The organism is Candidatus Nitrotoga sp. M5 (assembly GCF_927904885.1).
Classification (GTDB): domain Bacteria; phylum Pseudomonadota; class Gammaproteobacteria; order Burkholderiales; family Gallionellaceae; genus Nitrotoga.
Window position 1 is genome coordinate 1 of record NZ_CAKMNW010000008.1, and the last position, 21,743, is coordinate 21,743.

The following is a 21,743-nucleotide window of genomic DNA, read 5'->3' on the forward strand; positions in this document are numbered from 1 at the left end:
ATATATTATATCCCCATATAATATTAGCTAGTAAAACTATACTACCGAAAATGCCCGCAAGTGACATAAATTGTGATGCGAGCAACTCCCCACCATCATCTACAAAAATTCCAACCAACCCTGCTGAACAGAAGAAAATAACAACCCCCAGAAGACCGAGATTATGCATCCAGAAGTGTACTTTCACCAACCGCAGACTGTATATGGAACGGCGTACCAGCCGCGGTATAAGATAGTAAACCGCGCCAAAAATAGCCATCTCCACCCATCCCAGCAAATTAATGTGGGTATGCCCTAAAACGATCCTGTGCCCGGGTATTCCGCTATTAATATAGTGCCTAAATGTTGGAACGCCACCCATCAACGCCCCCCATGAAAAACCAATTATGCTGTAAATGATGCATGCATAGATAAACCATATTGTATATTTGGTGTATTCTTTATCCTGAGTCCATGGCTCATTTTGTTCCTGCATCATGCTAATTCTCTTTCGCGTTTAATGGCGCTTCATCACGTACATCTTTATATTCCGATTTCCAGCTATCTGGCGCCCACATCCTGATCATCTCATCAATAAACTTGGATTCCCCGCCCGCTGGAGGAAATCGCGACGCATTAGATCCTGGATTGGCTCGTAATTCGGATAGAAACACGGCGATCGCTTGCAAATCCTTTTGCGGCATTTCCGCTACAAAAGCGGCTCCTTTAGATGGGCCATGGTCCATCGTTGGACCAGGATATGTTGCTTCTGGATCCGATAGAAATTTGTTCAGCTGTTCAAGCGTACGTTTTGAACCGATCCCGTCGAGCACCAGCCCCATATTTGTACCGTTGCGCATTGCACGGTGACAGATAGTGCATCCCGATGTACGAAATAACGCTGATCCGTGCTTGCCTTGCTCGGAAAATTCATATTGGAGAACTGGAAACATCGGCTTATCTAAACGCGACCTGACAACTTCTAGCACTATCCAACTGATAAAAGCCATAATACCAATAAGCGCAAAACCCCCAAATAGCAATTTTTCTCCAAGCTTCATATTGCTAATTGCCATACTGAATCACCCCCAACCGCTTAATATACTTTTCAAATAGACGAAATCCCCGCGTCCGAAATTATTCGTCGCGGGGATTTCGTAAACTAAATATTATTCAATAGCTAAAGATACCTACCGAACTACGATTTCCTTCAAAACAGTTTGATTATCTATAAGAACACCGTCCCTTACATTAACGGGTGGAGCAGAAGACAAATATGCAGCAACATTATATATGTCGTCATCTGTAAGCGTTTTTGCCACAGCTTGCATCATATTAACTCCACCAACTACCGGGTCATTAGACCTTGTCCCATCACGCCAACTTTTCAATTGATTAACCAAATATACATATTTTTGATTTCCAATTGCTGGGAACATAGGATCAGCACCGCGCCCATTAAATCCATGACAAGAGTAGCAAGAGGCCACTTTACCCTCTACGCCACTATGAGCCAGAAGCTTCCCCAAATATGTCTTGCCAACTTCATGCCCATCTTCTTTAAGAACCTTCAAATCAGACGGCTCAAATTTTCTGGGCAAGCTATCTACGAATGCAGCCACATCTCGGTGATCTTGCTCAGACAACTCCTTTGCAAATCCGTTCATTACCATGCCCATGCCAGATGGCACACGCCTGTCCGCAGCAAAATCGCTCAGCTGCTTAACGAGATACACATAACCAATATTAGCCAGCCGGGGCGACCCCATGTCATCATTTCCCAATGCATTTTCACCATGACAAGACATGCAAGCAGGGACGTCCCCCTTTCCTTCGTTAAAGATGATTTTACCGTTAGCGGGATTCGCAGTAATTTTTCCAGTGTCCGCAGAGGCAGAAGTTCCTGACACCAGTACAACGGCGGCTATTAATGTAAGCCATGACGACAACATGGATGTAGATTTGCGCATTTCCCCCCCTTATTCTTAAAATTCTTCAATTTAACCTTCCCCTAACAACTTTGCAAGTTGCTGGCTTATCAACTGCCGTGATAGCCACTCCATGTTTCGCAAAGGACTAAAAACCATACCCAAATTATTTACAGCACTATTTAGCTTTATTTTTAAGAATTCTTTTTAAATAAGATTATGGCCAACCCAAAAATAAATCCAAAAATCCATAAGTACATTACAAGAACGTCGCCAGTACTCACATTCTCAAACATATCTTTTCTTCCTTTCCAATACTACCAGTTAAAAAACTTGTTTCGCTTGTGGTCTCTTTTATACCCTCGAAGTTTATCATTGCCAATTTATATTACGCAAGTTTTTTTAGCTGGCTGGAGAAATATATAACCCCGCCAGCTACTTGATATTTATTCAAGAATCTGCTTATGCCATTAGCATCACGTACACTTATACCCAACCAAACTATAAAACTTCAGATTTCATACTATATCAAGATATAGTGCATGTGTATTTAATATACACCCTTGGCTCAACGAGTATTAAGCAGCGCAACTCTCCGCAACGGAGAATTACCAGCGCCCATTAATTTTTACTAAATTATCCAAGCTTTTAAAAAAGTATTTGTACAAAAACACATCATTGTCTTCATGCTTGATTATCAAATTGGCAGATACTACAGTGTGCACGGTAAGCATGGGTAAGTTATACTTCAGCCATGCTAGCGTCCGTAGCTCAGCTGGATAGAGTATTGGCTTCCGAAGCCAAGGGTCGTGGGTTCGACTCCCGCCGGGCGCACCAGCAACCAAATTAATGAGAGGTTCATTCTTTCATGATTTTGCCAGCGCATCACTTAAGAACATCAGATAGATGTCTAGCCTGCGTTTTGCATAAGCTCCTAATATTCAGGCACTTTCAGTTTGCGTTAAATTTCCTTTCCATTTTGTAGATGCAAATTTACTTTAATCGCCTACCTTGCAACTCTTTTTTAAAAAATTCATATCGGTTCGTGTTAGTTGTGTTTACTAGATACCAACTTGAAATATGGCCATCACATATAATCACGAGAACGGCCACATCTATATTGATTAAACCTTCGACATTCCGACTGCCATGTAAAATTCATTTACTGGATTGCAAAAGTCACTGCTAACTCTACAATAGGCAATCAATGTGCCGGCCAAGTTAAATAATCCGCAACCCAATTTGAGCATTATTTTTGCAGTGCCATAATCTATCCGACATAAATATTACTATGAATGACACCATAACATCCCCAATCGACCTTAGGCTCATGGCATCATTCATAAAGCGCCTTATCCTGGGCCATTATTCAATCCGTTAGCAAGCAGGCAAAATATGCCATACAGTCCTATATCCCCCACCGAATTTGTTTCCTGGTTTCGTTCGGTTGCACCTTACATTAACGCCTTCCGTGGCCGCACTTTCGTTGTAGCGTTTGGCGGTGAAGTTGTAGCAGATGGTAAGTTCGTTGAGCTGACTCATGACCTCAATCTGCTTTCCAGCTTGGGTGTACGCCTCATATTAGTGCATGGCGCTCGTCCACAAATCGAACGTCATTTATCACGCAACAATCTTGAAGACCACTATCACCATGGTATTCGCCTAACCAATTCAGAAACTATGCAATGCGTAAAAGAAGCAGTGGGACGCGTGCGGGTAGAGATCGAGGCCCTACTGTCGATGGGCTTGGTGAACTCACCCATGGCCAACGCAGATATTCGTGTCGCGGGAGGCAATTTCATCACTGCCCAGCCGATGGGCGTGATTCATGGCGTGGATTTGCTGCATACTGGTAGCGTGCGTAAAGTAGATGCTGTAGCGATTAGAGACCGACTTGAGCATAATGAAGTTGTTTTACTTTCACCGCTTGGCTATTCTCCTACCGGTGAAATATTCAACCTTACCTTGGAAGAGGTAGCGACGCGTACCGCGATCGCGCTCGACGCAGACAAACTGATTTTTTTGATTGAGATGGACGGCGTGCAAGATAAGCACGGCAATTTACTGCGCGAATTAACCGTAGCCGATGTAAATACCATTCTGTCCAAAAAAAGCAAACTACCGGAAGATGTATCACTGTTCCTGCCCTGCGCGCTGCAGGCCTGCGAAGCAGGTGTAGCTCGCACGCACCTGATCAATCGGCATGTTGACGGTGCCATTTTACAAGAGCTGTTTAGTGATACCGGTATCGGTAGCATGGTGGTAAAAAAAACACTCAACACTTTACGTGATGCCACTATTAATGATGTAGGTGGCATTTTGCAACTGCTGCAACCCTTGGAAACTGAAGGCATACTGGTAAGACGTGGGCGCGAACGACTGGAACGTGAAATTGGGCGCTTTGTGGTGCTGGAACACGACTGCCGCATTATTGGCTGCGCCGCATTGTATCCATTTATCACAGAGCAAGCTGCCGAGCTCGCTTGCCTCGCTGTGCAAACCGACTACCGAAAACAAGGTTACGGCAACATACTACTTAAGTACATTCTTGCCGAGGCGCAAGCACAAGGTCTGCGCAAACTATTCGTATTAACCACGCGTACTGCCCACTGGTTTATCGAACGAGGCTTTAAGGAAACGGATGCCGAACAATTGCCTACACAGAAGAAAATGCTTTACAACTATCAGCGCCGCTCTAAAGTCTTTCTTAAGAACATATGATCAAATCTTACGTGGAGGTGAAATTGAATCTTTGCGGGCGTTTGTGATTAATGTCAGAATCTATACCTAGAACTAAATAATCGGAGAGTTTAATAATGACAAGAATGGTAAACTGCATCAAATTAGGCCACGAGGCAGAAGGACTAGATCGCGCACCATATCCTGGCGAGTTGGGACAACGCATTTTCGAGCAAGTTTCGAAAGAAGCTTGGGCAGGGTGGCTTAAACACCAGACCATGCTGGTCAACGAAAATCGATTAAATCTCGCAGAGGCTCATGCTCGCAAATACTTAGTTCAACAAATGGAAAATCATTTCTTTGGTGATGGCGCGGAAATGCCTGCCGGCTATATGCCACCGGCCCAATGAAAATACGCTTGTAGTATTATTAACGCGGATTTCAGAGTAAAGAGTTCACATCACCCTGTCGCACCCTAGCAGCCGGTCGGACTTAAAGAATCGTAGCAAAAATTAGCTGAACGAGGGCATGTTTCGCCTCTCAGCTAAATTTGCAGCCGATTTTCTTCAAGTCTGACCGGCTGCTAGCACTTGCTCTTCCCCACAAGCGAAAAAGCAAGATCGCGCAGAAGAAAAAATTACAGGCTAATGGAATAATCGAAGGATTTTTTAAACAAATTGGAAATCTCGTCGCGTGTCGGCTTGTGATTCTGTCCGCCAAGGCTGGCGATTTTCAGAGAACCTAGCAAGGAGGCAAGGCGCCCGGTGGTATCCCAATCCCAGCCCTCTTGAATACCGTGCAGTAAACCGGCACGGTAAGCATCACCGCAACCAGTAGGGTCAAGCAATTTCTCAGCCTTAGGTGTTGGGATGCGCACTTCCTTACCATCAGCATAAATCAGAGACCCTTCTGCACCGAGAGTAATGATAAAAGCACGTGTCAATTTGCAAAGCTCGTTAATATTTTTTCCAGTTTTATCTTGCAACAGCTTGGCCTCGTAGTCATTCACAGTCACATAATCTGCCTGCTTGACGAAGTTTAATAATTCATCACCACTAAACATTGGCATACCTTGACCCGGATCGAACACGAAAGGGATACCCGCCGCATGGAATTCCTGCGCATGTTGCAGCATGCCTGCACGCCCATCTGGTGATACGATACCGAGCGTGGCACCCTTGGCATCGGACACATGGTTCTGTTCTGAGAAGTTCATCGCACCAGGGTGAAAAGCAGTAATCTGATTACTGTCCATATCGGTTGTGATAAAAGCTTGACCAGTGAAACTGTCCGGCACATGTCGAATATATTGTTGCGATAAGCCTAACTTCTCCAAGCGTGAAGCGTAAGGGCTGAAATCATCACCTACTGTCGCCATAATCAAGGGATTGCCACCGAGCAGGTTCAAATTATAGGCAATGTTACCTGCGCAGCCGCCATACTCCCGACGCATATCCGGCACAAGAAAGGAGACATTCAAAATGTGTATCTGTTCAGGCAAGATGTGATTTTTGAACTGGTCGTTAAACACCATGATGATGTCGTAGGCTAAAGATCCACAGATGAGCGTAGGTGTAGGCATATTGATCACATGAGTTATTAATAGAGACATAGATTATAACAGCCAACATGGCTTTAAGTTGACATAGCCACCTCTGCTCTTCCTGATTTAGTCATCTCGGCCCCAAAAATCGTAACCTGATTAGTTACATACCTCAGCCGCCCAAATGTCAGCTTCAGGGAATGGGGTAGTAATCGCCGCAGCGCGAATGAAGCGCTTGAGGATAGTGCCAAGATCGAAGCGTCGGTTAAAGCGGTACTGAACCTCGGCCAGATAACGGTCTGCGTATTTACGGAAGTCGAAAGTATATTAGGTTCCACTGATTGCTGTTTTCAGGTTGGCCAGCACGTTATTCACGGCGCGGAATGCTGGGTGTTGCGCCGCTTCCCGACCCGTGCCGCCGTTCATGATAATGGCGGCGTGCGTAGCGCGCTGGCAGTAACGCCTCGGAAACATCCCAGTCCGTCGGACAACACTTGGGCGGAAGGCACCAGTGCTTTCTTGGCCCGGGCTTCGACGGCTTCCTTGGTGAACGGGATGCGAACGAAGCAGGCTACGACCGGCTTGCCATCCTCTGCGGTCTGTACAGCAGCAACGAAGAAGACTTTGTTTTCAGAACCTCGACCGTGCTTACCCAGGCGCTCACCGCCCAGGTAAGCGTCGTCAATTTCGACTCGCCCTTCGAGGACGCGGGAGGATTCGCGCTCAGTCATGACTTGCAGTAGCTTGAGCTTCATCAGCCAGGCGGTCTTGTAGCTCACGCTCAGATGGCGCATGAGCTCCAGCGCGGCAACATTATTTTTCGCTTGGGTCAGCAAGTGCACCGCCAGAAACCAGAGTGTCAGCGGCAGCTTCGTTGCTTGGAAAATCGTACCGGCAGTGCCATCGTCTGTTAGCGGCACGCTTGGCACTACCAGTGCTGCCTGCCGTCGTGAATGAAGGTGCTGTGACGGGTTTCACCGCAATGCGGGCAGACAAAGCTCTGGCCAGCGCGACGCCAACAGCGCCGCGTGGCACTGCTCCACACGCCCGTACTACTTCAGAAACTCAGACATCGGCAGACCCTTTTGAAACTGAACTCGGTTCATTGCCATGACGCATCTCCTTAGGTAAATGCGCCTATTATTAGCCACTCAGTAGCTCACCACGTGAGCCTGTAAGTAAAATATTTTTTCCTAGCTGAGGCATGTAACTAATCAGGAAGTTTTAAGTCAGTGTATGCCGAATTTTTGAACTCATTTATCATCCGGTTTTTCCTTCATCAACTGTTGGCGGATCGACAGCAATTCTTGCTGGCGTTTAGTATTTGTCTTTGGATAGCTCATTTTGAGGGACTTAAACGTATCGAGAATAATCTTTGAAACAATTAGTCGTGCGTTTTCTTTGTCATCAGCTGGCACCACATACCACGGGGCTAACTTTGTACTCGTTGCGCTCAGACATGACTCATAGGCCTGTCGATATTGATTCCAGAATTTTCTCTCAATGATGTCTGCCTGACTGAATTTCCAGTTTTTTTCGGGATTGTCGATGCGTTCGAGAAAACGCTTGCGCTGTTCATCTTTCGAAAGGTGCAGGAAAAATTTGACGACCCGCGTGCCATTGCGGTGAAGATGGTTCTCCAAATCCACTATGGAACGATAGCGTTCCTTCCAGATTGTATTCTCATCAGCCAGCCCGTCCGGCAATCCTTGTCCGATGAGAATTTCAGGATGTACACGAACGACTAATACCTCTTCGTAATAGGATCGGTTAAAGATGCCGATGCGACCGCGTTCCGGCAGACATTGGGTGGTGCGCCACAGAAAATCATGATCCAATTCCGTAGCGCTGGGATGCTTGAAACTGAAAACCTGGCAGCCTTGGGGATTTATGCCGGACATCACATGCCGGATGGCCCCATCCTTTCCCGCTGCATCCATGGCTTGAAAAATCAGCAGCAAAGAATAGCGGTTGGATGCATAGAGCAGTTGTTGTAAGTCGCTTAATTCCGACACCTGTTTTGAAAGATGTTTGCTGTAACTCTTCTTTGATTTGTAAACCGGCTCTACCAATGTCGGCCACTTCTTGAGATTGATCTGTTCACCCTCTTTAACCTGGAAATCTTTTGAATTTACTTTCATCTTCATCCTTTCGGTTGGTGACAAGTTCGCGTTACTGCGCATCATCTTTCGCTATTCAGAATATCTGTTAATCCTCTTAATCTACTCTGCCATGCCCTGCCACTCTCCTCCTTTTTATTGGTATATCCAACTATTTCATCTGGTTTTACCCATCGGCAAGATATGGAATGACTATTGCGGTTCGGCTCTACCTGAATCTCCAGATTTTACTCTGCAGTGCATTTCAGCAAATCTCTGTATCGTCGTCGGAGGGCATGGTCGTCAGTGCCAATTCAATATTTGAGGCAAGCTTCTCCGCATACTTTTTCGCTTCAAACAGATGTAGTGTTTCGTAGTATTTTGCTTTCAACCGAAAATGATCGATATCTTCCAATAGTATCTTTTTTGTTTCGTCATGTTTCATTACACTACTCCTGAGTTTGATGATGTAGAGACGAGCCGATAATAAGCGCTCGTTAAAAATGTGAACGGTTGCCGCCGCTCATGACCGTCTGCTTTGACGCAACTGAATACATCGCACTAGACCGACGATGATTGAATCTTAAAATGCCGGAACATCGGCTGCTATTGAACGATAAATTTTGGGTGGCGGATTTTACGGCCGATTCGAGATTCATCGCTCAGTACTCGCCACCCACCGCCCGCAGACGGGTGCGCAGCGATTCAATCTCATCCATTAATTCCAGCGCCAATGCCGCCCCGGCAAGACCAATATCCAGATCGCGCTGCAAGCGCAATGCCTTGCGTGCGCGATGCAGGCTGGCTCCAACGAAAATCCAGCGCGCCGGCTCACGCCCCTGTGGCTCCAGCACACCCGCCTCCACCAGCTCAATGATCTGCTGGTCCTGAACGGAACAGGCGCCGCATAGATCGGCCAACGTCAACTGGGTTTGTTCTTCTAGTATGCATATAGAATATTGTGGCAAGCCATTTTCAGTAGTCATTTCCCATACTCCTATTTTGGTACTCCCAGTTTGGCGCGCGGATTAAAATCAATTTCCTGTTCCATTTTCCGATACAAGTCCTTCGCAACTTTGGTATCGGCTGGTGGCAACGCGATGGACAATATTACATAGCAATCGCCGGGGGGGTTGCCCGCTATGCCGCGCCCCTTCAGTCGCATCTTGCGCCCGGCAACTGAGCCTTCGGGTATTTTGAGTTCCACGATACCGCCGAGTGTCGGCACCTTCACCGTTGCGCCCAGTGCCGCTTCCCAGGGTGACACTGGCAGCTCAAGATAAAGATCGCGGCCATCGACCCGGTAAAGTGGATGAGGCCTGAATGCAACCTCGAGATATAGGTCCCCTGCTTTGCCTTCTCCGATGCCCGGACTGCCTTGTCCGCTAAGGCGGATGTGCTGGCCTGCGCGGATGCCTTTGGGGATGGCTACGTTGAGAATGCGATCTTTGGTGACGACACGGCCTTGCGCATCCACGGAGGGAACCCGTAGGGTGATAGAGCGAGTTGCACCTTGAAAAGTATCTTCCAGATCAATGAGCACCTTAGCGTGATGATCCTCGCCTTTGCCATGTGGAGAAGCGCGTCGCGCTCCGCCTTCTTGAAAGTGCTGACCAAACAGGGATGAGAAAAAATCGCTGTAGCCCGCCGCATCCTCCCCGGAAGGGCTCCCGCCGCTGAATTCGAAACCTGTGTTCCAGTCCGGTGGCGGGCGAAATTCCTGTCCGCCTTTATGGCTGGCTCCGAGTTGATCATAAGCCGCGCGTTTCTCCGCATCCTTCAACACTTCATAGGCTTCACCCAGCTCTTTGAAACGTGCTTCTGCGTTGGCTTCCTTGCTGACATCAGGATGATACTTGCGGGCCAGCTTGCGATAGGAACGTTTGATCTCGTCCTGAGTAGCATCGCGAGCGACGTCCATGATCTTGTAGTAGTCCTTGAATTCCATCTGACCAGATCTCCTTTTGAAGAAGCTACGGTATTCTTGCTTGAAATGCAGATCGATAAAACAACGCCAGTAGCCTGTGCACACCGGGATAGCAGTTTTTCAAAATATCCGGCGCGGTAAAAAATACTCGCTGCATACCGTAAAAAATTCTGCCGGGCTGTTGGCCGCATAGGGATTGATGCAGCCCGACACACCCGCCACTTGCTGCGCATTTAATTATACGCCGCACTGCAATCCTCAACCCATCTTTTCCGGCACATTCCGTAATGGCGGCAAGCCGTTAGCCACTCCGTTGAGACCGTCCAGCTTGTGCGCGAACTCGTGCAACACCACATTGTGACCGGGTTGCGGATGATAAATGTCGCGCTCCACATCGTCCCATGACAGGATCACTGACCCACGCAACCACGCCTCTCCGCTTAATACATTTTTCTCGTGATGTACCAGGCCGATGGCATCCACCTGATGGGGGATCGGATTTTGTCGCAGTTTTCGGCGCATATTCCAGCGCCGCAATATGTTGCTCAGTGGTTTCAATTTATACTTCTTTTGACCTGTGTCTTACGCCACAAAATCATCTAAAAATAAATGACAACTATTTCCACATCACGCCGCGACCATCCTTGGCAGCGGCGGCCAGCAAATCGATCAGGGGCATCGCACGATGCGCCGTGCTCACCACGGGTTCATCCACGTCCTTGTCTTCGTGAGGCGGCGGCGAATTATTCGCTGCGACGGCGGCTTTCAACCGGCGTAATGCTTCAGGTACGTCTTCCGCCCGAAGCGCACCGGGCACGGTTACGCTGTGCCCCATCATTTTCAGCATGGCAGTCGCAATATCGCCGAACATGGTGATGTCGGCATAGGCTTTAGTTGTAAATGTCACTAGCATATAGTCATCCTCGAATGGTTCATTATTTAGCGTTCAATACACTCGACCAGTTTCTCCCAAGGCAACGGGGGGCATGTTTTGAAATATAGCACGCGGCAATTTCGCTTCGACAAGCAAAAGCACAAACCTGTTGCCGTCCTTAGCTGGGTATTATCCCTCCAGCGAACCCAGCAGCGTCTTACGTTGTTCCGCTTCCGATACAATCCGCACCAGCACTTCCCTTCCGGCAGTCGAATCTGCAGGAGTTCTAGCATCTTATATTCCTTGAGAAACTCGCGGAGTTTCCGCCATTCTGCTCTTACAACACCAACTCGATCAATCGCAGTGCCATTGCGGTATCACCTTTTCCATTTCAAATCCCGGGTCTCCGGCATATCCTGGCCGTATTTGTTTATGTACTGCCTGTGCTCGATCAGCTTGTCCTTGAGCTGCTGCTTCAGGTAGATGCCTTTATCACCCGTCTGCGGCAGGCGGTCAATGGTGTCCATCACGAGTTGGCATAAGCAATGATCTTCATCAAAGATGGCCAAGGCGTGACCGCTTCATTTCGGTCAGGATGCGATCACGATGTGTCACACACTTCTATGCCGCATATTCCAGCTCTGAAAAGCTCGATTGTATCTAATTAATTAATACAATCAAATCGATATAATGCATACCATGGCCGCCAAATTCAGGGCTAATCAGAAGAATAGATCAGCGTTCCCCCTAGATTAATCCTCCGCCATTGTCTCTTTCTGCAGACAACAAAAAATCAAATGTAAACAATGCGCTACCCTTAAACAGGACGTGGCGCCTGGTTATTGACGACAATTCACCCTTGAAAATATATGCGTAATTTTTTAATTGATTGATATCACTAATATAAATAATTCAGGCATCAAAATTGCTTATATCCAGTGAATTGTCGTTTTGTTGAGCTAGCGTTTTCGTGAAGATGAAAGCTCCGGTAAAACAGCACTTGGATTCTCGCTTTCTTGAGGATAGCAATTCATTGAGCAACCCAAAAAGCTATATTAATAGACCAGCGGTTTTTCAAGTTCATTACTGGCGTGAAAGGATAGTTGTTACATTAACAACAAAATTAAAGGGAGGGAGGCGTCTGTGTCAGGGATTTCAAATGAGTGGCGAAATTTAGAAATGCGCGAAGGTATATTTAAAGATAAACAGACTCGATCTGGGCGCTCATTATTGTTTGTGTGCGTGTTTATATTGTTATTCATTTGGAGTGTTCCCGTACATTCGATTGTCTCTGCATGCAATTAGGCACGATTTCGATTTAATTTTATTTACATAGAAACGATTGGCTGCGACAGCCCCTCCCGCCGCGCACAATACTCTCGATGATCTACAGTTCAGGCAACGGACAGCTTCAATTAAAACCAACACACTCTGCGAGAAACTTGACCTCGGTTAAGCGCAGGCCTGAGTACCTTTCCTTTCCCTCACCCCAAAGTTATTTGTTATGGATTCGTTTATTCATGTTATAAAAAACTAATCGTCAATGAGGATATGACCAAAATATGCAAAAATTCCTATCATTACGCCCGTGAACAGCTGCGCGTGTACAAGATAAGCAAACTTTTCTAATTCTTTTGGAGAATATCGCCAGCTAATAAACATCCCAAATACTCCCTGCCAGATCACTAATATTAGTACCGCTGGAAAAAAGAGTATATGCATTGGCAGACCCACTAGTGCAATGTGTAAAACTATAATCGCTATAGTAGCAATCCCAAAGTAGACATGTGTTCTATCTAAAAAGTGTATCAACCCACCAAAAAGCCTTGCATCAACCGGAGGCGAATACTCTGGCAGAATTCTTTTTGAAATCGCCCCTTTGCCAAGCAGCAATTTAATTAAGGTCCGAGAATAAATAAATAAAAGCAGCCACAATCCTATTTCTCCGAAGCCTTCACCTAATTTATATAATACTGTTTCGCGTTCCTCCACTGGAGGATAGAGCAAAAGAGCATAGAAATAGTAACCAATTGAAATAATTGTAATTAAAACTGTAAAGCCGAGAATTTTTTTAAGACCTTTAGAGAGTGGTTTCATATGGGTGCCACAAAAAGTTCAAGTTTATAAGCAAGACAAGGCTCGAGAAAAAATTTGAGCGCAGCATATATTTGATATGTAAGTGATATTTTTTAAGAAACTCGGTATTGTGACGAAGCTTGGATTATTAGAGTTGCCCTATGTTTTATCAATGGTACAACGGTACTGGTAGATCACATAGCAAATAGCGCTATGATTAAGAATAGAAAATCCGATAATTCCACACGCCATGGAAGACCATGACACGTAAATCTCCCAGTCACATTCAATACGAATTTACCGCGCTGCTTATCTTTACCGATCGTGAAGATCCACAAGCGGCGTTTGGCGATGCACTATATACACCACAACCCAATGATGGTCACCGTATCCTGAATTTTTATGGTGTCGGTGGGCAAGGTAAAACCTGCACTATGCGAACAATTCACTAAATCCTTAGCGTCTGAAAACAAAGCAATAAACAGTTGGGCTGGGCGAAATTGGACTTTGAAATACCGGCACAACGAACCATTGCCAATACGTTACTGGCAATCCGTTTGTAATTGGCTGCGCAGTGCAATATACCTTTTCCAGCGTTTGATACCGCCTTTGCCCGCCACTTTGCATTTAGCCTGCCGGGACAGGACATCCACCATGCTCATCCAAATTTATTCAAACAACATAATGCGATTCTACAAGACGTCGAAACTATTGCTGGTGACATAGCCGACACTATTCCTGGCGTCGGTTTTTTCTATAAATACGGTAAAAAACTCAGTGACATTACCCAATTCTGGTGGCAACGGCGCGGGATAGCCGTGCTCGAAGATCTGGATAGCATGGATCTGCATAAATTACTCGCCGCCCTGCACATGTATTTGGGCGCCGATCTTTACGATTGGTTATTTTATGACGAAACTGGGCAAGTCGTTGAAAAACACCGCTTGGTGATTTTATGCGATAACTACGAAGCACTGTGGCGTGACCAGCCAACAAAACCGGTTTTGATGCCCTGTCTATCGACGAATGGCTACGCAACTTAGTGCTAGAAACCCCTGGCATTTTGCTGGTCACATTGGGGCGAGACAAACTCAACTGGGCCGAAATCGACACCGATTGGGCAGCAGATATTAATTCCAGCCACTGGATGGACTATCACCAGCGGATGCGGATAAATTCCTGCAACAAGTGCCGATTGATGATGAAGCCGTGCGTGCCACGATTGTCGAATCAACCGAGGGACTGATTTTTTATCTCGACTTTCAGGTGGATCAGTATGAAAGCCTGAAGCGAAACAACAACCCATTGGGCGCAAATGATTTTGGCGGCAAACATCAGGAAATTTTGCCGCGTTTTATCAATCATCTGGACGAACACCATCGACGTGCATTACAGATTATTGCCCACGCACGTTTTCTGGACGATGCACTGGCGCAGCAACTGGCAGAAAAATTTCTAGGTAAAAAAGCCCATATCAATCTCAAACAACTTACCGGCTTCTCGTTCTGGATACGACTAGGCAATGGTTGGTATTTACATGCCTTAATGCGTGAATACCTGCAACACAGGCAACAACAGGACGAACCCGCACTCTACGCAGAAGCCCATCAATTCCTGTTTGACCAATACGACGGTCAACTCGCCAACTTGCAACAAGTCAAGGACATCACACCACAACACAAACAGGCATTGGTAGAATCGGGCTATCACTTACTGCAATTGGATAACAAAAAATTCCCTGCTTGGTCCAGCAAATGTGGGGCAATATTTGAGCAAGCTTACGCCTGGGAACAATTGCTTCCCTTGTGGGAAATGGCATTAGAAGTCGTTGAATGCTTATTACAAAAAGCCCCGTTCGAAACAGCATTAGCACTCCATAACCTAACAGTGTTATATCAATTACAAGGCAAATATGATCAAGCTGTGCCACTTTATCAGCAGGCAATTATTATTATGCAGAAGGCCTTTCCTGATGGTCACCCCAATCTGGATACCTTTCTCGCTAATTATGCGGACTTAAAAAGGCGAGATAGGGGACGCTACCCTTTACATGAGTTAGTGAGACTTGAAACCAACAACCATAAATCGTTAACAGCGCAAAACAATCAGCACATTACTTTGCATTCAGCGATTTTTCCAATATTGCAGCAGGTCTGAATCCGGAAACCAAAACACCATCAGCAAAAAACAGAGCCGGGGTGCCATTTATGTTTAATTTTTCGCTTAGTGCCATTAATTTTGCGGTAGGGGCGTTGCATGTTCCCACAGGTGGCGACACGTTGTTCAGCATCAAATTGTCCCACGCTTTGACTTGATCTTTGCTGCACCAAACACCCTCTACCTTTTTGTCGGAACCTTGGAATATGGATAGCATGAATAAATAAAGGGTGACGTTGTCCACACTTTTCAACTCGTTTTCCAGCTTTTTGCAGAAGCCGCAATTCGGATCACTAAAATAAGCCATCTTCCGTTTACCGTTACCTTTAACTCTTTTTATTGCAAGATCGAAGGGTAGGCTGTCGAAGTCTATCGCGAATAATTTACGCGAGCGCTCCTCCGTCAGATTGCTCATCGTCTTCAGATCATAGATGTTGCCGCTGATGAGGTAGCGTGCTTGCTCATCGGTATAAAACAGCTGGCCTTGCGCCACTATCTCATACAAGCCAAGAATATTGGACTTGTGGGTTTCTTCAATTTGGCCAAGTTGTGGATACTTTTTTTGCAGAAGATCTTTGACCTTGGCTGCATCAGCATGAGCATGAGAAAAGGAAAACGAAACAAGTAGTACCAGAAGCAGTTTAATCATAATGAATTCCTGAATTAAATTAATTAAGTGCATGACGCGCCAGCATTTTTTTCAGCGGTGCAACCCGATTAGTAGCCGCAAGACCAAGGTTGCGCGCGGCACGCAACAGCGGATTGCTATTATTGAACAGTTTCTTCAGCGCATCAGTGGTGAGCTGCATGGAGAGGATATCTTCCTTGCGCGCACGCTCATAACGACGCAGCAGGTGTATGTTACCGCAATCTTGTTGTGCGTCACGTTGTAGTAATACTTGAGCTAGTTGGCGTGCATCGCGGAAGCCCAAATTGACGCCCTGCCCGGCAAGCGGATGTATATTGTGCGCAGCATCGCCCACCAGCGCCAGTCGTGGCTTGATGATTTGTGGCAGGTTCAACAAACGCAACGGGAAAGCGGCGGGTGGAGTAACTAATTGCAGTGCGCCCAAGGTGTGTTGCGAGGCAGCAGCAACTTGGGCACATAGCTCTTCATGCGGCAGTTTCAGCAGGACTTCTGATTTTTCCGGGCTTACAGACCATACCATTGAAACTCTCTGCTGCGGCAATGGCAGCAAGGCGAGAATGCCGTCCGGCTGAAACCATTGAAAGGCCGTGGAGCGGTGTGCTTTTTCGACAGTAAAATTCGCTACTACGCCATGCTGATTATAAAGTGTTGGCGGTGCGACGATACTGGCCTGTTGTCGCACCCAGGAATTCCCCCCATCCGCGCCGACCACCAGTTTTGCCTGGAGCGTCCGCCCGTCTACAAGTTGAAGGTGCGCGGCGTCATCATGCCAGACCAGGCTGGCACAGTGAGCAGGGTGAAACAGAGTTAAATTATCTTGTTCTTGTAATCCTTGCCACAGTACTTGCTGTAGCTGACGATTTTCCAGGATGAACGCCAATTCCGGCTCGCCCAATTGATAAGCACTGAAATCAAGTTCTGTGTCATTATCGCCGAACACGCGCATGGTTTCGACCGGCTGCACGCGGTTCATATCCAGTTGTTGCCAGGCATCGCACTGCGTAAGAAAAGCAGCACCGCCGGGACTGATCGCATAAATGCGATTGTCCCAGCCTGCATTATTATTAGGCGGGGCGGTGGGCTGGGTTTCCACCAGAGCCATGTTTAATCCGCTCGATTTGAGCGCTGCAGCCAGACTGGCACCAACCAGACCGCCGCCTATAATCAGGACGTCGAATGTCATTGCTAAAATATTTTTTCACTTCTGGACAAGTGATAATAGCACGGGGCGTTTGATTAATTTATAATCCACCCCCCCTTTCGGAAAACGTCATGCGCATCGGCCCCTATCATCTCAAAAACAATCTGCTTGTTGCTCCCATGGCGGGGGTGACTGATCGTCCTTTCCGCATGTTGTGCAAAAGTATGGGCGCAGGCATGGCGGTGAGCGAGATGGTGTCTTCCAACTCTTTGCTCTACGGATCCGAGAAGACCAAGCGGCGCGCCAATCACGAAGGTGAAGTCGATCCCATTTCGGTGCAGATTGTCGGTGCCGATCCCAACATGCTGGCGCGAGCCGCTCAATATAATGTGGATGAGGGCGCACAGATCATCGACATAAATATGGGTTGTCCCGCGAAAAAAATTTGCAACGTGATGGCCGGTTCCGCGCTACTGCAAGATGAAGCGCTGGTAGCGCGAATATTAGAAGCAGTGGTAGGTGCTGTGAACGTGCCGGTTACGCTTAAAATACGTACCGGCTGGGATAAGCAAAATCGAAATGCAATTCGTATCGCCCAAATCGCCGAGGCAAGCGGTATTCAGGCGCTCGCCATTCACGGGCGAACACGTGCTTGCGCGTACACCGGCGATGCTGAATATGACACAATCTCCGCAGTGAAAGCCAACGTCAACATCCCTATTATCGCTAACGGCGATATCACCACCCCGGAAAAAGCCCGCTATGTGTTACAGCAGACTGGCGCGGATGCTGTGATGATAGGGCGCGCAGCACAAGGGCGTCCGTGGCTGTTTCGTGAAATCGAGCACTTCATTAAGACCGGTACACATCTACCCGCACCGCAAGTGGACGAGGTACTGCGCGTGCTGCTTAAGCATGTAAATGAACTTTACGCGTTCTATGGTGAACACACGGGTTTGCGCGTGGCACGCAAACATATCTCCTGGTACACCAAAGGACTGATTGGCTCTGCGCACTTTCGTCATCATATGAATCAACTGGAAAGCAGCACAGAACAATTAATGGCGGTCAATGAATTTTTTGACCTGCAATTACAGGGCGGCGAGCGCCTGTCCTACGTTGAGGAGCTGGCTGCATGACAAATGAAGATGATTGTATGTTGGGTGAGAACGACGTTGCGAAATATGTGCGCAAGGCAGTTACCGATTACTTCACGGATCTCGATGGTGAGAATCCATCATGTGCGGTGTATGAGATGGTAATGAATTGTGTTGAAAAGCCATTAATCGAAGCCGTTCTACAACATGCTGGCGGCAACCAGACGCGAGCAGCCGAATTATTGGGGCTTAACCGCAATACATTACGCAAAAAAATTCTGCAACACAGTACTCCGAGCAAAACTACGAACTTACAGCCCAATGCCCGACCCGAACGCAGGGCTGCTCAAAGATCCCAGCTTGATAAACAGAACGAAGAGAAAAGTTAAATATGGCTCCAATCAAACAAGCCCTCTTAAGTGTGTCGGACAAAACCGGCGTACTTGAATTCGCCAAAGGTTTGCAACAACTCGGCGTTACCATTCTGTCCACTGGCGGCACGGCCAAAATGCTTACCGATAACGGCATTCCGGTCACGGAAGTAGCCGATTACACTGGCTTCCCCGAGATGCTGGATGGACGCGTAAAGACTCTGCAACCGAAAGTCCATGCCGGAATTCTGGCGCGACGGGATCTGCCGGAACATGTCGCCACACTGGAGAAGCACAGCATTCCGACTATTGATCTGGTAGTAGTAAATTTGTATCCGTTCGGCGCTACTGTCGCCAAACCCGATTGCACGCTTACAGATGCAATCGAGAACATCGACATTGGCGGACCTACCATGGTGCGCGCCGCAGCAAAGAATTATCAACATGTAGCCATCGTCACTGACTCAAAAGATTACAGCGCCATTCTGACCGAAATGCATGCTAATGGCGGCGCCGTTTCTAACGCCACGCGTTTCAACCTGGCAAAAAAAGCTTTCTCGCACACTGCTGCATATGACAGCGCGATCAGCAATTACCTTACGGCAACTCACGCCAATGGCACTCGCAGCGAGTATCCAACACAAATCAATTTCAACTTTACCAAAGTGCAGGACATGCGCTACGGCGAAAATCCGCATCAAAATGCAGCCTTCTACCGTGATCTGAATGCGGCATCGGGTGGCATTGCCGATTACACCCAATTACAGGGCAAAGAACTATCCTATAACAACATTGGCGATGCCGATTCAGCGTGGGAATGTGTCAAGACATTTGAGCAGCCCGCCTGCGTCATCGTCAAGCACGCCAATCCGTGCGGCGTAGCGATTGCCGATACACCACTTAATGCATATCAGCTGGCTTATATAACCGATCCCACCTCCGCATTCGGTGGCATCATCGCTTTTAACTGCGAGCTGGATGCAGAAACTGCAACGACTATTACAACCAATCAATTTGTTGAAGTGATTATTGCACCTTCAGTGACTGAAGCGGCGCAACAGATTGTGGCTGCAAAACAAAATGTGCGTCTGCTCACCGTGCCACTGTCCACTTCGCACAATCAACATGATGTGAAGCGGGTGAATGGCGGCTTATTGGTGCAATCACCTGACATTTTGAACGTGCAGGCCGAGCAATTACGCGTGGTTACCAAGGCACAGCCGAGTGCGGAACAGTTAAAGGATCTACTGTTCGCCTGGCGCGTAGCCAAGTACGTAAAATCAAATGCCATCGTGTTCTGCAAAGATGGGCGCACGTTAGGCGTAGGCGCCGGGCAAATGAGCCGGGTAGACAGCACTCGTATTGCCACCATCAAGGCAAAAAATGCAACTTGCAGCCTGGTTGGTTCAGTCGTCGCGTCAGATGCCTTCTTCCCGTTTCGTGATGGCGTAGACGTGCTGATCGAAGCGGGCGCGATAGCAGTAATCCAGCCTGGTGGCAGCATGCGCGATGAAGAAGTTATTGCTGCAGCGGATGAACATGGGTTGGTAATGGTGTTTACGGGCTATCGTCATTTTAGACATTAAAAATTTTATCCACAGAGACACAAGCCCACCTTATTTGCTTCAAATTTTCTATCCTCGTGACCTCTGTGACAAATCTGAGGTTATGTTATGAAAATTTTAGTAGTGGGCAGCGGTGGTCGAGAACATGCACTGGCATGGCGTCTAGCCCAAGCCTCCAAGGTGCAGAGGGTGTACGTCGCACCAGGTAATGCCGGTACAGCGCTTGAAAACGGAGTGGACAATATTGCCATCACCGCTATCCCAGATCTCATCGCATTTGTACAACGCGAACACATCCATCTGACCGTAGTCGGCCCGGAAGCACCTTTGGCAGCTGGCATCGTGGATGACTTTCGTGCCGCCGGACTGAAAATTTTCGGCCCAACCAAAGCGGCGGCACAACTGGAAAGTTCAAAAGATTTCGCCAAAAATTTCATGGCGCGCCACCATATCCCTACTGCTTTTTATCAAACCTTCAGTAAGGTAGCGGATGCGTGTGCTTACGTGGAAAAACAAGGTGCGCCCATTGTAATCAAAGCTGATGGCTTGGCTGCAGGCAAAGGGGTGATCGTAGCAATGACCGTGCAAGAAGCTCATGAAGCCATAACCATGATGCTGTCCGACAACAAATTGGGTGATGCTGGCGCGCGCGTGGTTGTAGAGGAATTTCTGGTTGGCGAGGAAGCCAGTTTTATCGTCATGGTGGACGGCAAGCATGCACTCCCGCTGGCGACCAGCCAGGATCATAAACGACTACTGGATGGCGATAATGGGCCCAACACCGGTGGCATGGGCGCATATTCACCTGCACCGGTGGTTACACCAGGACTGCATGCGCGCGTGATGCGCGAGGTAATAATGCCAGTGGTGCAGGGCATGGAAAAAGAAGGGCTCTCTTACACCGGTTTTCTATATGCGGGACTGATGATAGACCCACAAAATAATTACAAGGTGCTAGAATTTAATTGTCGCATGGGTGACCCAGAGACCCAGCCGATTTTGTTGCGCCTGAAGAGTGATCTGCTGATGCTACTGGAGCATGCAGTCAACGGCACCTTGAACAAGGTGGAGGCGGAATGGGACAGGCGCACAGCGCTCGGCGTGGTACTGGCCGCCGCCAAATACCCCGACACACCCCGAAAAGGCGATATTATTACCGGTCTGCCCAAAACACAGGAAGAAGATGTACATGTGTTTCATGCCGGCACTGTCATGCAAGATAACGAGGTAGTCACCAGCGGTGGACGTGTGTTATGCGTTACAACGTTAGGCGATAGCGTAAAAATTGCTCAGCGCCGTGCTTATCAGGTTGCCGAAAATATTCGTTTCGAAGGCTGCCAGATGCGCCACGATATTGGTTATCACGCTACTTTGCCCAGAAAATAACGACCTCTTCATAAAGCTGCGATTTCATTGTCACAGAATATCTGTTATGACTTGGGTTATTACCATGTACAACCGTGCGATGTAGCATCACTCAAGGCTCAAAGAATGCGTGACTAAAAGCCTGCCTGGCTTAAAGAATCGCAGCAAAAATTGCGCTAAACGAGGGTAAGTTTTGCGGGCTTTCATCTTGTGATGAAAAACCTGCTTGCCACACTTGACGATTTTGCAGGGTAACTGTGGTTCTATTGCCCGAAAACGGCTAAATAGTCACC

22 protein-coding genes, 1 tRNA gene and 2 pseudogenes are annotated in these 21,743 nt (G+C 47.5%); 10 read left to right on the forward strand and 15 right to left on the reverse strand.

All coding sequences use genetic code 11. The annotated features are described in order from the left end of the window. The 3 genes from MJ770_RS03080 to MJ770_RS03090 all read right to left on the reverse strand — a co-directional run. Positions 1-478, reverse strand: a 478-nt coding sequence (locus MJ770_RS03080) for a cbb3-type cytochrome c oxidase subunit I (protein WP_239250143.1), incomplete at its 3' end; no start/stop codon positions are given. Between the two features lies 1 nt (position 479). Beyond that, complete coding sequence (locus tag MJ770_RS03085; RefSeq protein WP_239250144.1) at positions 480-1,055, reverse strand: c-type cytochrome; 576 nt, start codon at positions 1,053-1,055, stop codon at positions 480-482. A 114-nt stretch (positions 1,056-1,169) separates the two neighbouring features. Next, positions 1,170-1,949 (reverse strand): c-type cytochrome, encoded by a 780-nt coding sequence (locus MJ770_RS03090; protein ID WP_239250145.1) that lies wholly within the window; start codon positions 1,947-1,949, stop codon positions 1,170-1,172. Between the two features lie 718 nt (positions 1,950-2,667). On the opposite strand from MJ770_RS03090, the gene MJ770_RS03095 reads away from it, so the two are divergent. The 3 genes from MJ770_RS03095 (at position 2,668) to MJ770_RS03105 (ending at position 4,996) form a co-directional block, all read left to right on the forward strand. Next, a tRNA-Arg gene (locus MJ770_RS03095) sits at positions 2,668-2,744 on the forward strand. Between the two features lie 558 nt (positions 2,745-3,302). Next, entirely contained in the window at positions 3,303-4,628 is a 1,326-nt protein-coding gene (gene argA / locus MJ770_RS03100) for an amino-acid N-acetyltransferase (RefSeq protein ID WP_239250146.1), read from the forward strand. Positions 4,629-4,723: 95 nt separating this feature from the next. Further along, positions 4,724-4,996, forward strand: a complete 273-nt coding sequence (locus tag MJ770_RS03105) for an oxidative damage protection protein (protein ID WP_239250147.1) — start codon at positions 4,724-4,726, stop codon at positions 4,994-4,996. A 227-nt stretch (positions 4,997-5,223) separates the two neighbouring features. On the opposite strand, the gene MJ770_RS03110 is transcribed toward MJ770_RS03105, so the two are convergent. The 10 genes and pseudogenes from MJ770_RS03110 to MJ770_RS03155 form a co-directional block, all read right to left on the reverse strand. Then, positions 5,224-6,168: a carbohydrate kinase family protein gene (locus tag MJ770_RS03110; RefSeq protein WP_239250148.1), complete on the reverse strand. Its 945-nt coding sequence runs from the start codon at positions 6,166-6,168 to the stop codon at positions 5,224-5,226. A 120-nt stretch (positions 6,169-6,288) separates the two neighbouring features. Beyond that, positions 6,289-7,241, reverse strand: a pseudogene (locus MJ770_RS03115) (IS1595 family transposase). A gap of 141 nt (positions 7,242-7,382) precedes the next feature. Beyond that, positions 7,383-8,270, reverse strand: coding sequence for an ADP-polyphosphate phosphotransferase (locus MJ770_RS03120; RefSeq protein ID WP_239250149.1), 888 nt, complete (start codon positions 8,268-8,270; stop codon positions 7,383-7,385). A 223-nt stretch (positions 8,271-8,493) separates the two neighbouring features. After that, entirely contained in the window at positions 8,494-8,673 is a 180-nt protein-coding gene (locus MJ770_RS03125; RefSeq protein ID WP_239250150.1) for a hypothetical protein, read from the reverse strand. A 217-nt stretch (positions 8,674-8,890) separates the two neighbouring features. Then, entirely contained in the window at positions 8,891-9,214 is a 324-nt protein-coding gene (locus tag MJ770_RS03130) for a chaperone modulator CbpM (RefSeq protein ID WP_239250151.1), read from the reverse strand. A gap of 11 nt (positions 9,215-9,225) precedes the next feature. Then, positions 9,226-10,176: a DnaJ C-terminal domain-containing protein gene (locus MJ770_RS03135; protein WP_239250152.1), complete on the reverse strand. Its 951-nt coding sequence runs from the start codon at positions 10,174-10,176 to the stop codon at positions 9,226-9,228. A 99-nt stretch (positions 10,177-10,275) separates the two neighbouring features. Next, positions 10,276-10,677, reverse strand: a pseudogene (locus MJ770_RS03140) (zinc-dependent peptidase). 94 nt (positions 10,678-10,771) lie between these two features. Then, a complete protein-coding gene (locus tag MJ770_RS03145) occupies positions 10,772-11,068 on the reverse strand; it encodes a DUF1840 domain-containing protein (RefSeq protein WP_239250153.1) in 297 nt (98 codons plus the stop codon). A 338-nt stretch (positions 11,069-11,406) separates the two neighbouring features. After that, the gene (locus MJ770_RS03150) at positions 11,407-11,556 is read right to left on the reverse strand and encodes a hypothetical protein (protein WP_239250154.1); all 150 of its coding nucleotides are present in this window, start codon (positions 11,554-11,556) and stop codon (positions 11,407-11,409) included. A gap of 1,006 nt (positions 11,557-12,562) precedes the next feature. Next, on the reverse strand, positions 12,563-13,126 hold the full coding sequence (locus MJ770_RS03155) for a hypothetical protein (RefSeq protein WP_239250155.1): 564 nt from the start codon (positions 13,124-13,126) through the stop codon (positions 12,563-12,565). Between the two features lie 239 nt (positions 13,127-13,365). Between MJ770_RS03155 and MJ770_RS03160 the strand changes: the two genes are divergently transcribed. The 3 genes from MJ770_RS03160 to MJ770_RS03170 all read left to right on the forward strand — a co-directional run bounded on the left by MJ770_RS03160 (position 13,366) and on the right by MJ770_RS03170 (position 15,262). Then, positions 13,366-13,557, forward strand: coding sequence for a hypothetical protein (locus tag MJ770_RS03160; RefSeq protein WP_239250156.1), 192 nt, complete (start codon positions 13,366-13,368; stop codon positions 13,555-13,557). A gap of 111 nt (positions 13,558-13,668) precedes the next feature. After that, positions 13,669-14,148 carry a hypothetical protein gene (locus MJ770_RS03165; RefSeq protein WP_239250157.1) on the forward strand — a complete coding sequence of 160 codons (480 nt, stop codon included), beginning with the start codon at positions 13,669-13,671 and terminating at the stop codon, positions 14,146-14,148. Positions 14,149-14,293: 145 nt separating this feature from the next. Next, positions 14,294-15,262 carry a tetratricopeptide repeat protein gene (locus tag MJ770_RS03170; RefSeq protein WP_239250158.1) on the forward strand — a complete coding sequence of 323 codons (969 nt, stop codon included), beginning with the start codon at positions 14,294-14,296 and terminating at the stop codon, positions 15,260-15,262. Here MJ770_RS03170 and MJ770_RS03175 read toward each other — a convergent pair. Together MJ770_RS03175 and MJ770_RS03180 are read right to left on the reverse strand one after the other, a co-directional pair. Further along, positions 15,219-15,911: a DsbC family protein gene (locus MJ770_RS03175; protein ID WP_239250159.1), complete on the reverse strand. Its 693-nt coding sequence runs from the start codon at positions 15,909-15,911 to the stop codon at positions 15,219-15,221. The two genes, MJ770_RS03170 and MJ770_RS03175, sit on opposite strands and share 44 nt — an antisense overlap. Before the next feature lie 19 nt (positions 15,912-15,930). Further along, entirely contained in the window at positions 15,931-17,094 is a 1,164-nt protein-coding gene (locus MJ770_RS03180) for a UbiH/UbiF family hydroxylase (protein ID WP_239250160.1), read from the reverse strand. A gap of 89 nt (positions 17,095-17,183) precedes the next feature. Between MJ770_RS03180 and dusB the strand changes: the two genes are divergently transcribed. The 4 genes from dusB to purD all read left to right on the forward strand — a co-directional run bounded on the left by dusB (position 17,184) and on the right by purD (position 21,471). Continuing rightward, positions 17,184-18,191, forward strand: coding sequence for a tRNA dihydrouridine synthase DusB (gene dusB, locus MJ770_RS03185; RefSeq protein WP_239250161.1), 1,008 nt, complete (start codon positions 17,184-17,186; stop codon positions 18,189-18,191). Then, positions 18,188-18,538 (forward strand): helix-turn-helix domain-containing protein, encoded by a 351-nt coding sequence (locus tag MJ770_RS15565; RefSeq protein WP_445083119.1) that lies wholly within the window; start codon positions 18,188-18,190, stop codon positions 18,536-18,538. The genes dusB and MJ770_RS15565 overlap by 4 nt, the downstream gene beginning before the upstream one ends. Positions 18,539-18,540: 2 nt before the next feature. Beyond that, complete coding sequence (gene purH / locus MJ770_RS03195) at positions 18,541-20,106, forward strand: bifunctional phosphoribosylaminoimidazolecarboxamide formyltransferase/IMP cyclohydrolase (RefSeq protein WP_239250162.1); 1,566 nt, start codon at positions 18,541-18,543, stop codon at positions 20,104-20,106. An 87-nt stretch (positions 20,107-20,193) separates the two neighbouring features. Beyond that, positions 20,194-21,471, forward strand: a complete 1,278-nt coding sequence (gene purD, locus MJ770_RS03200; protein ID WP_239250163.1) for a phosphoribosylamine--glycine ligase — start codon at positions 20,194-20,196, stop codon at positions 21,469-21,471. Positions 21,472-21,743: the final 272 nt, after the last annotated feature.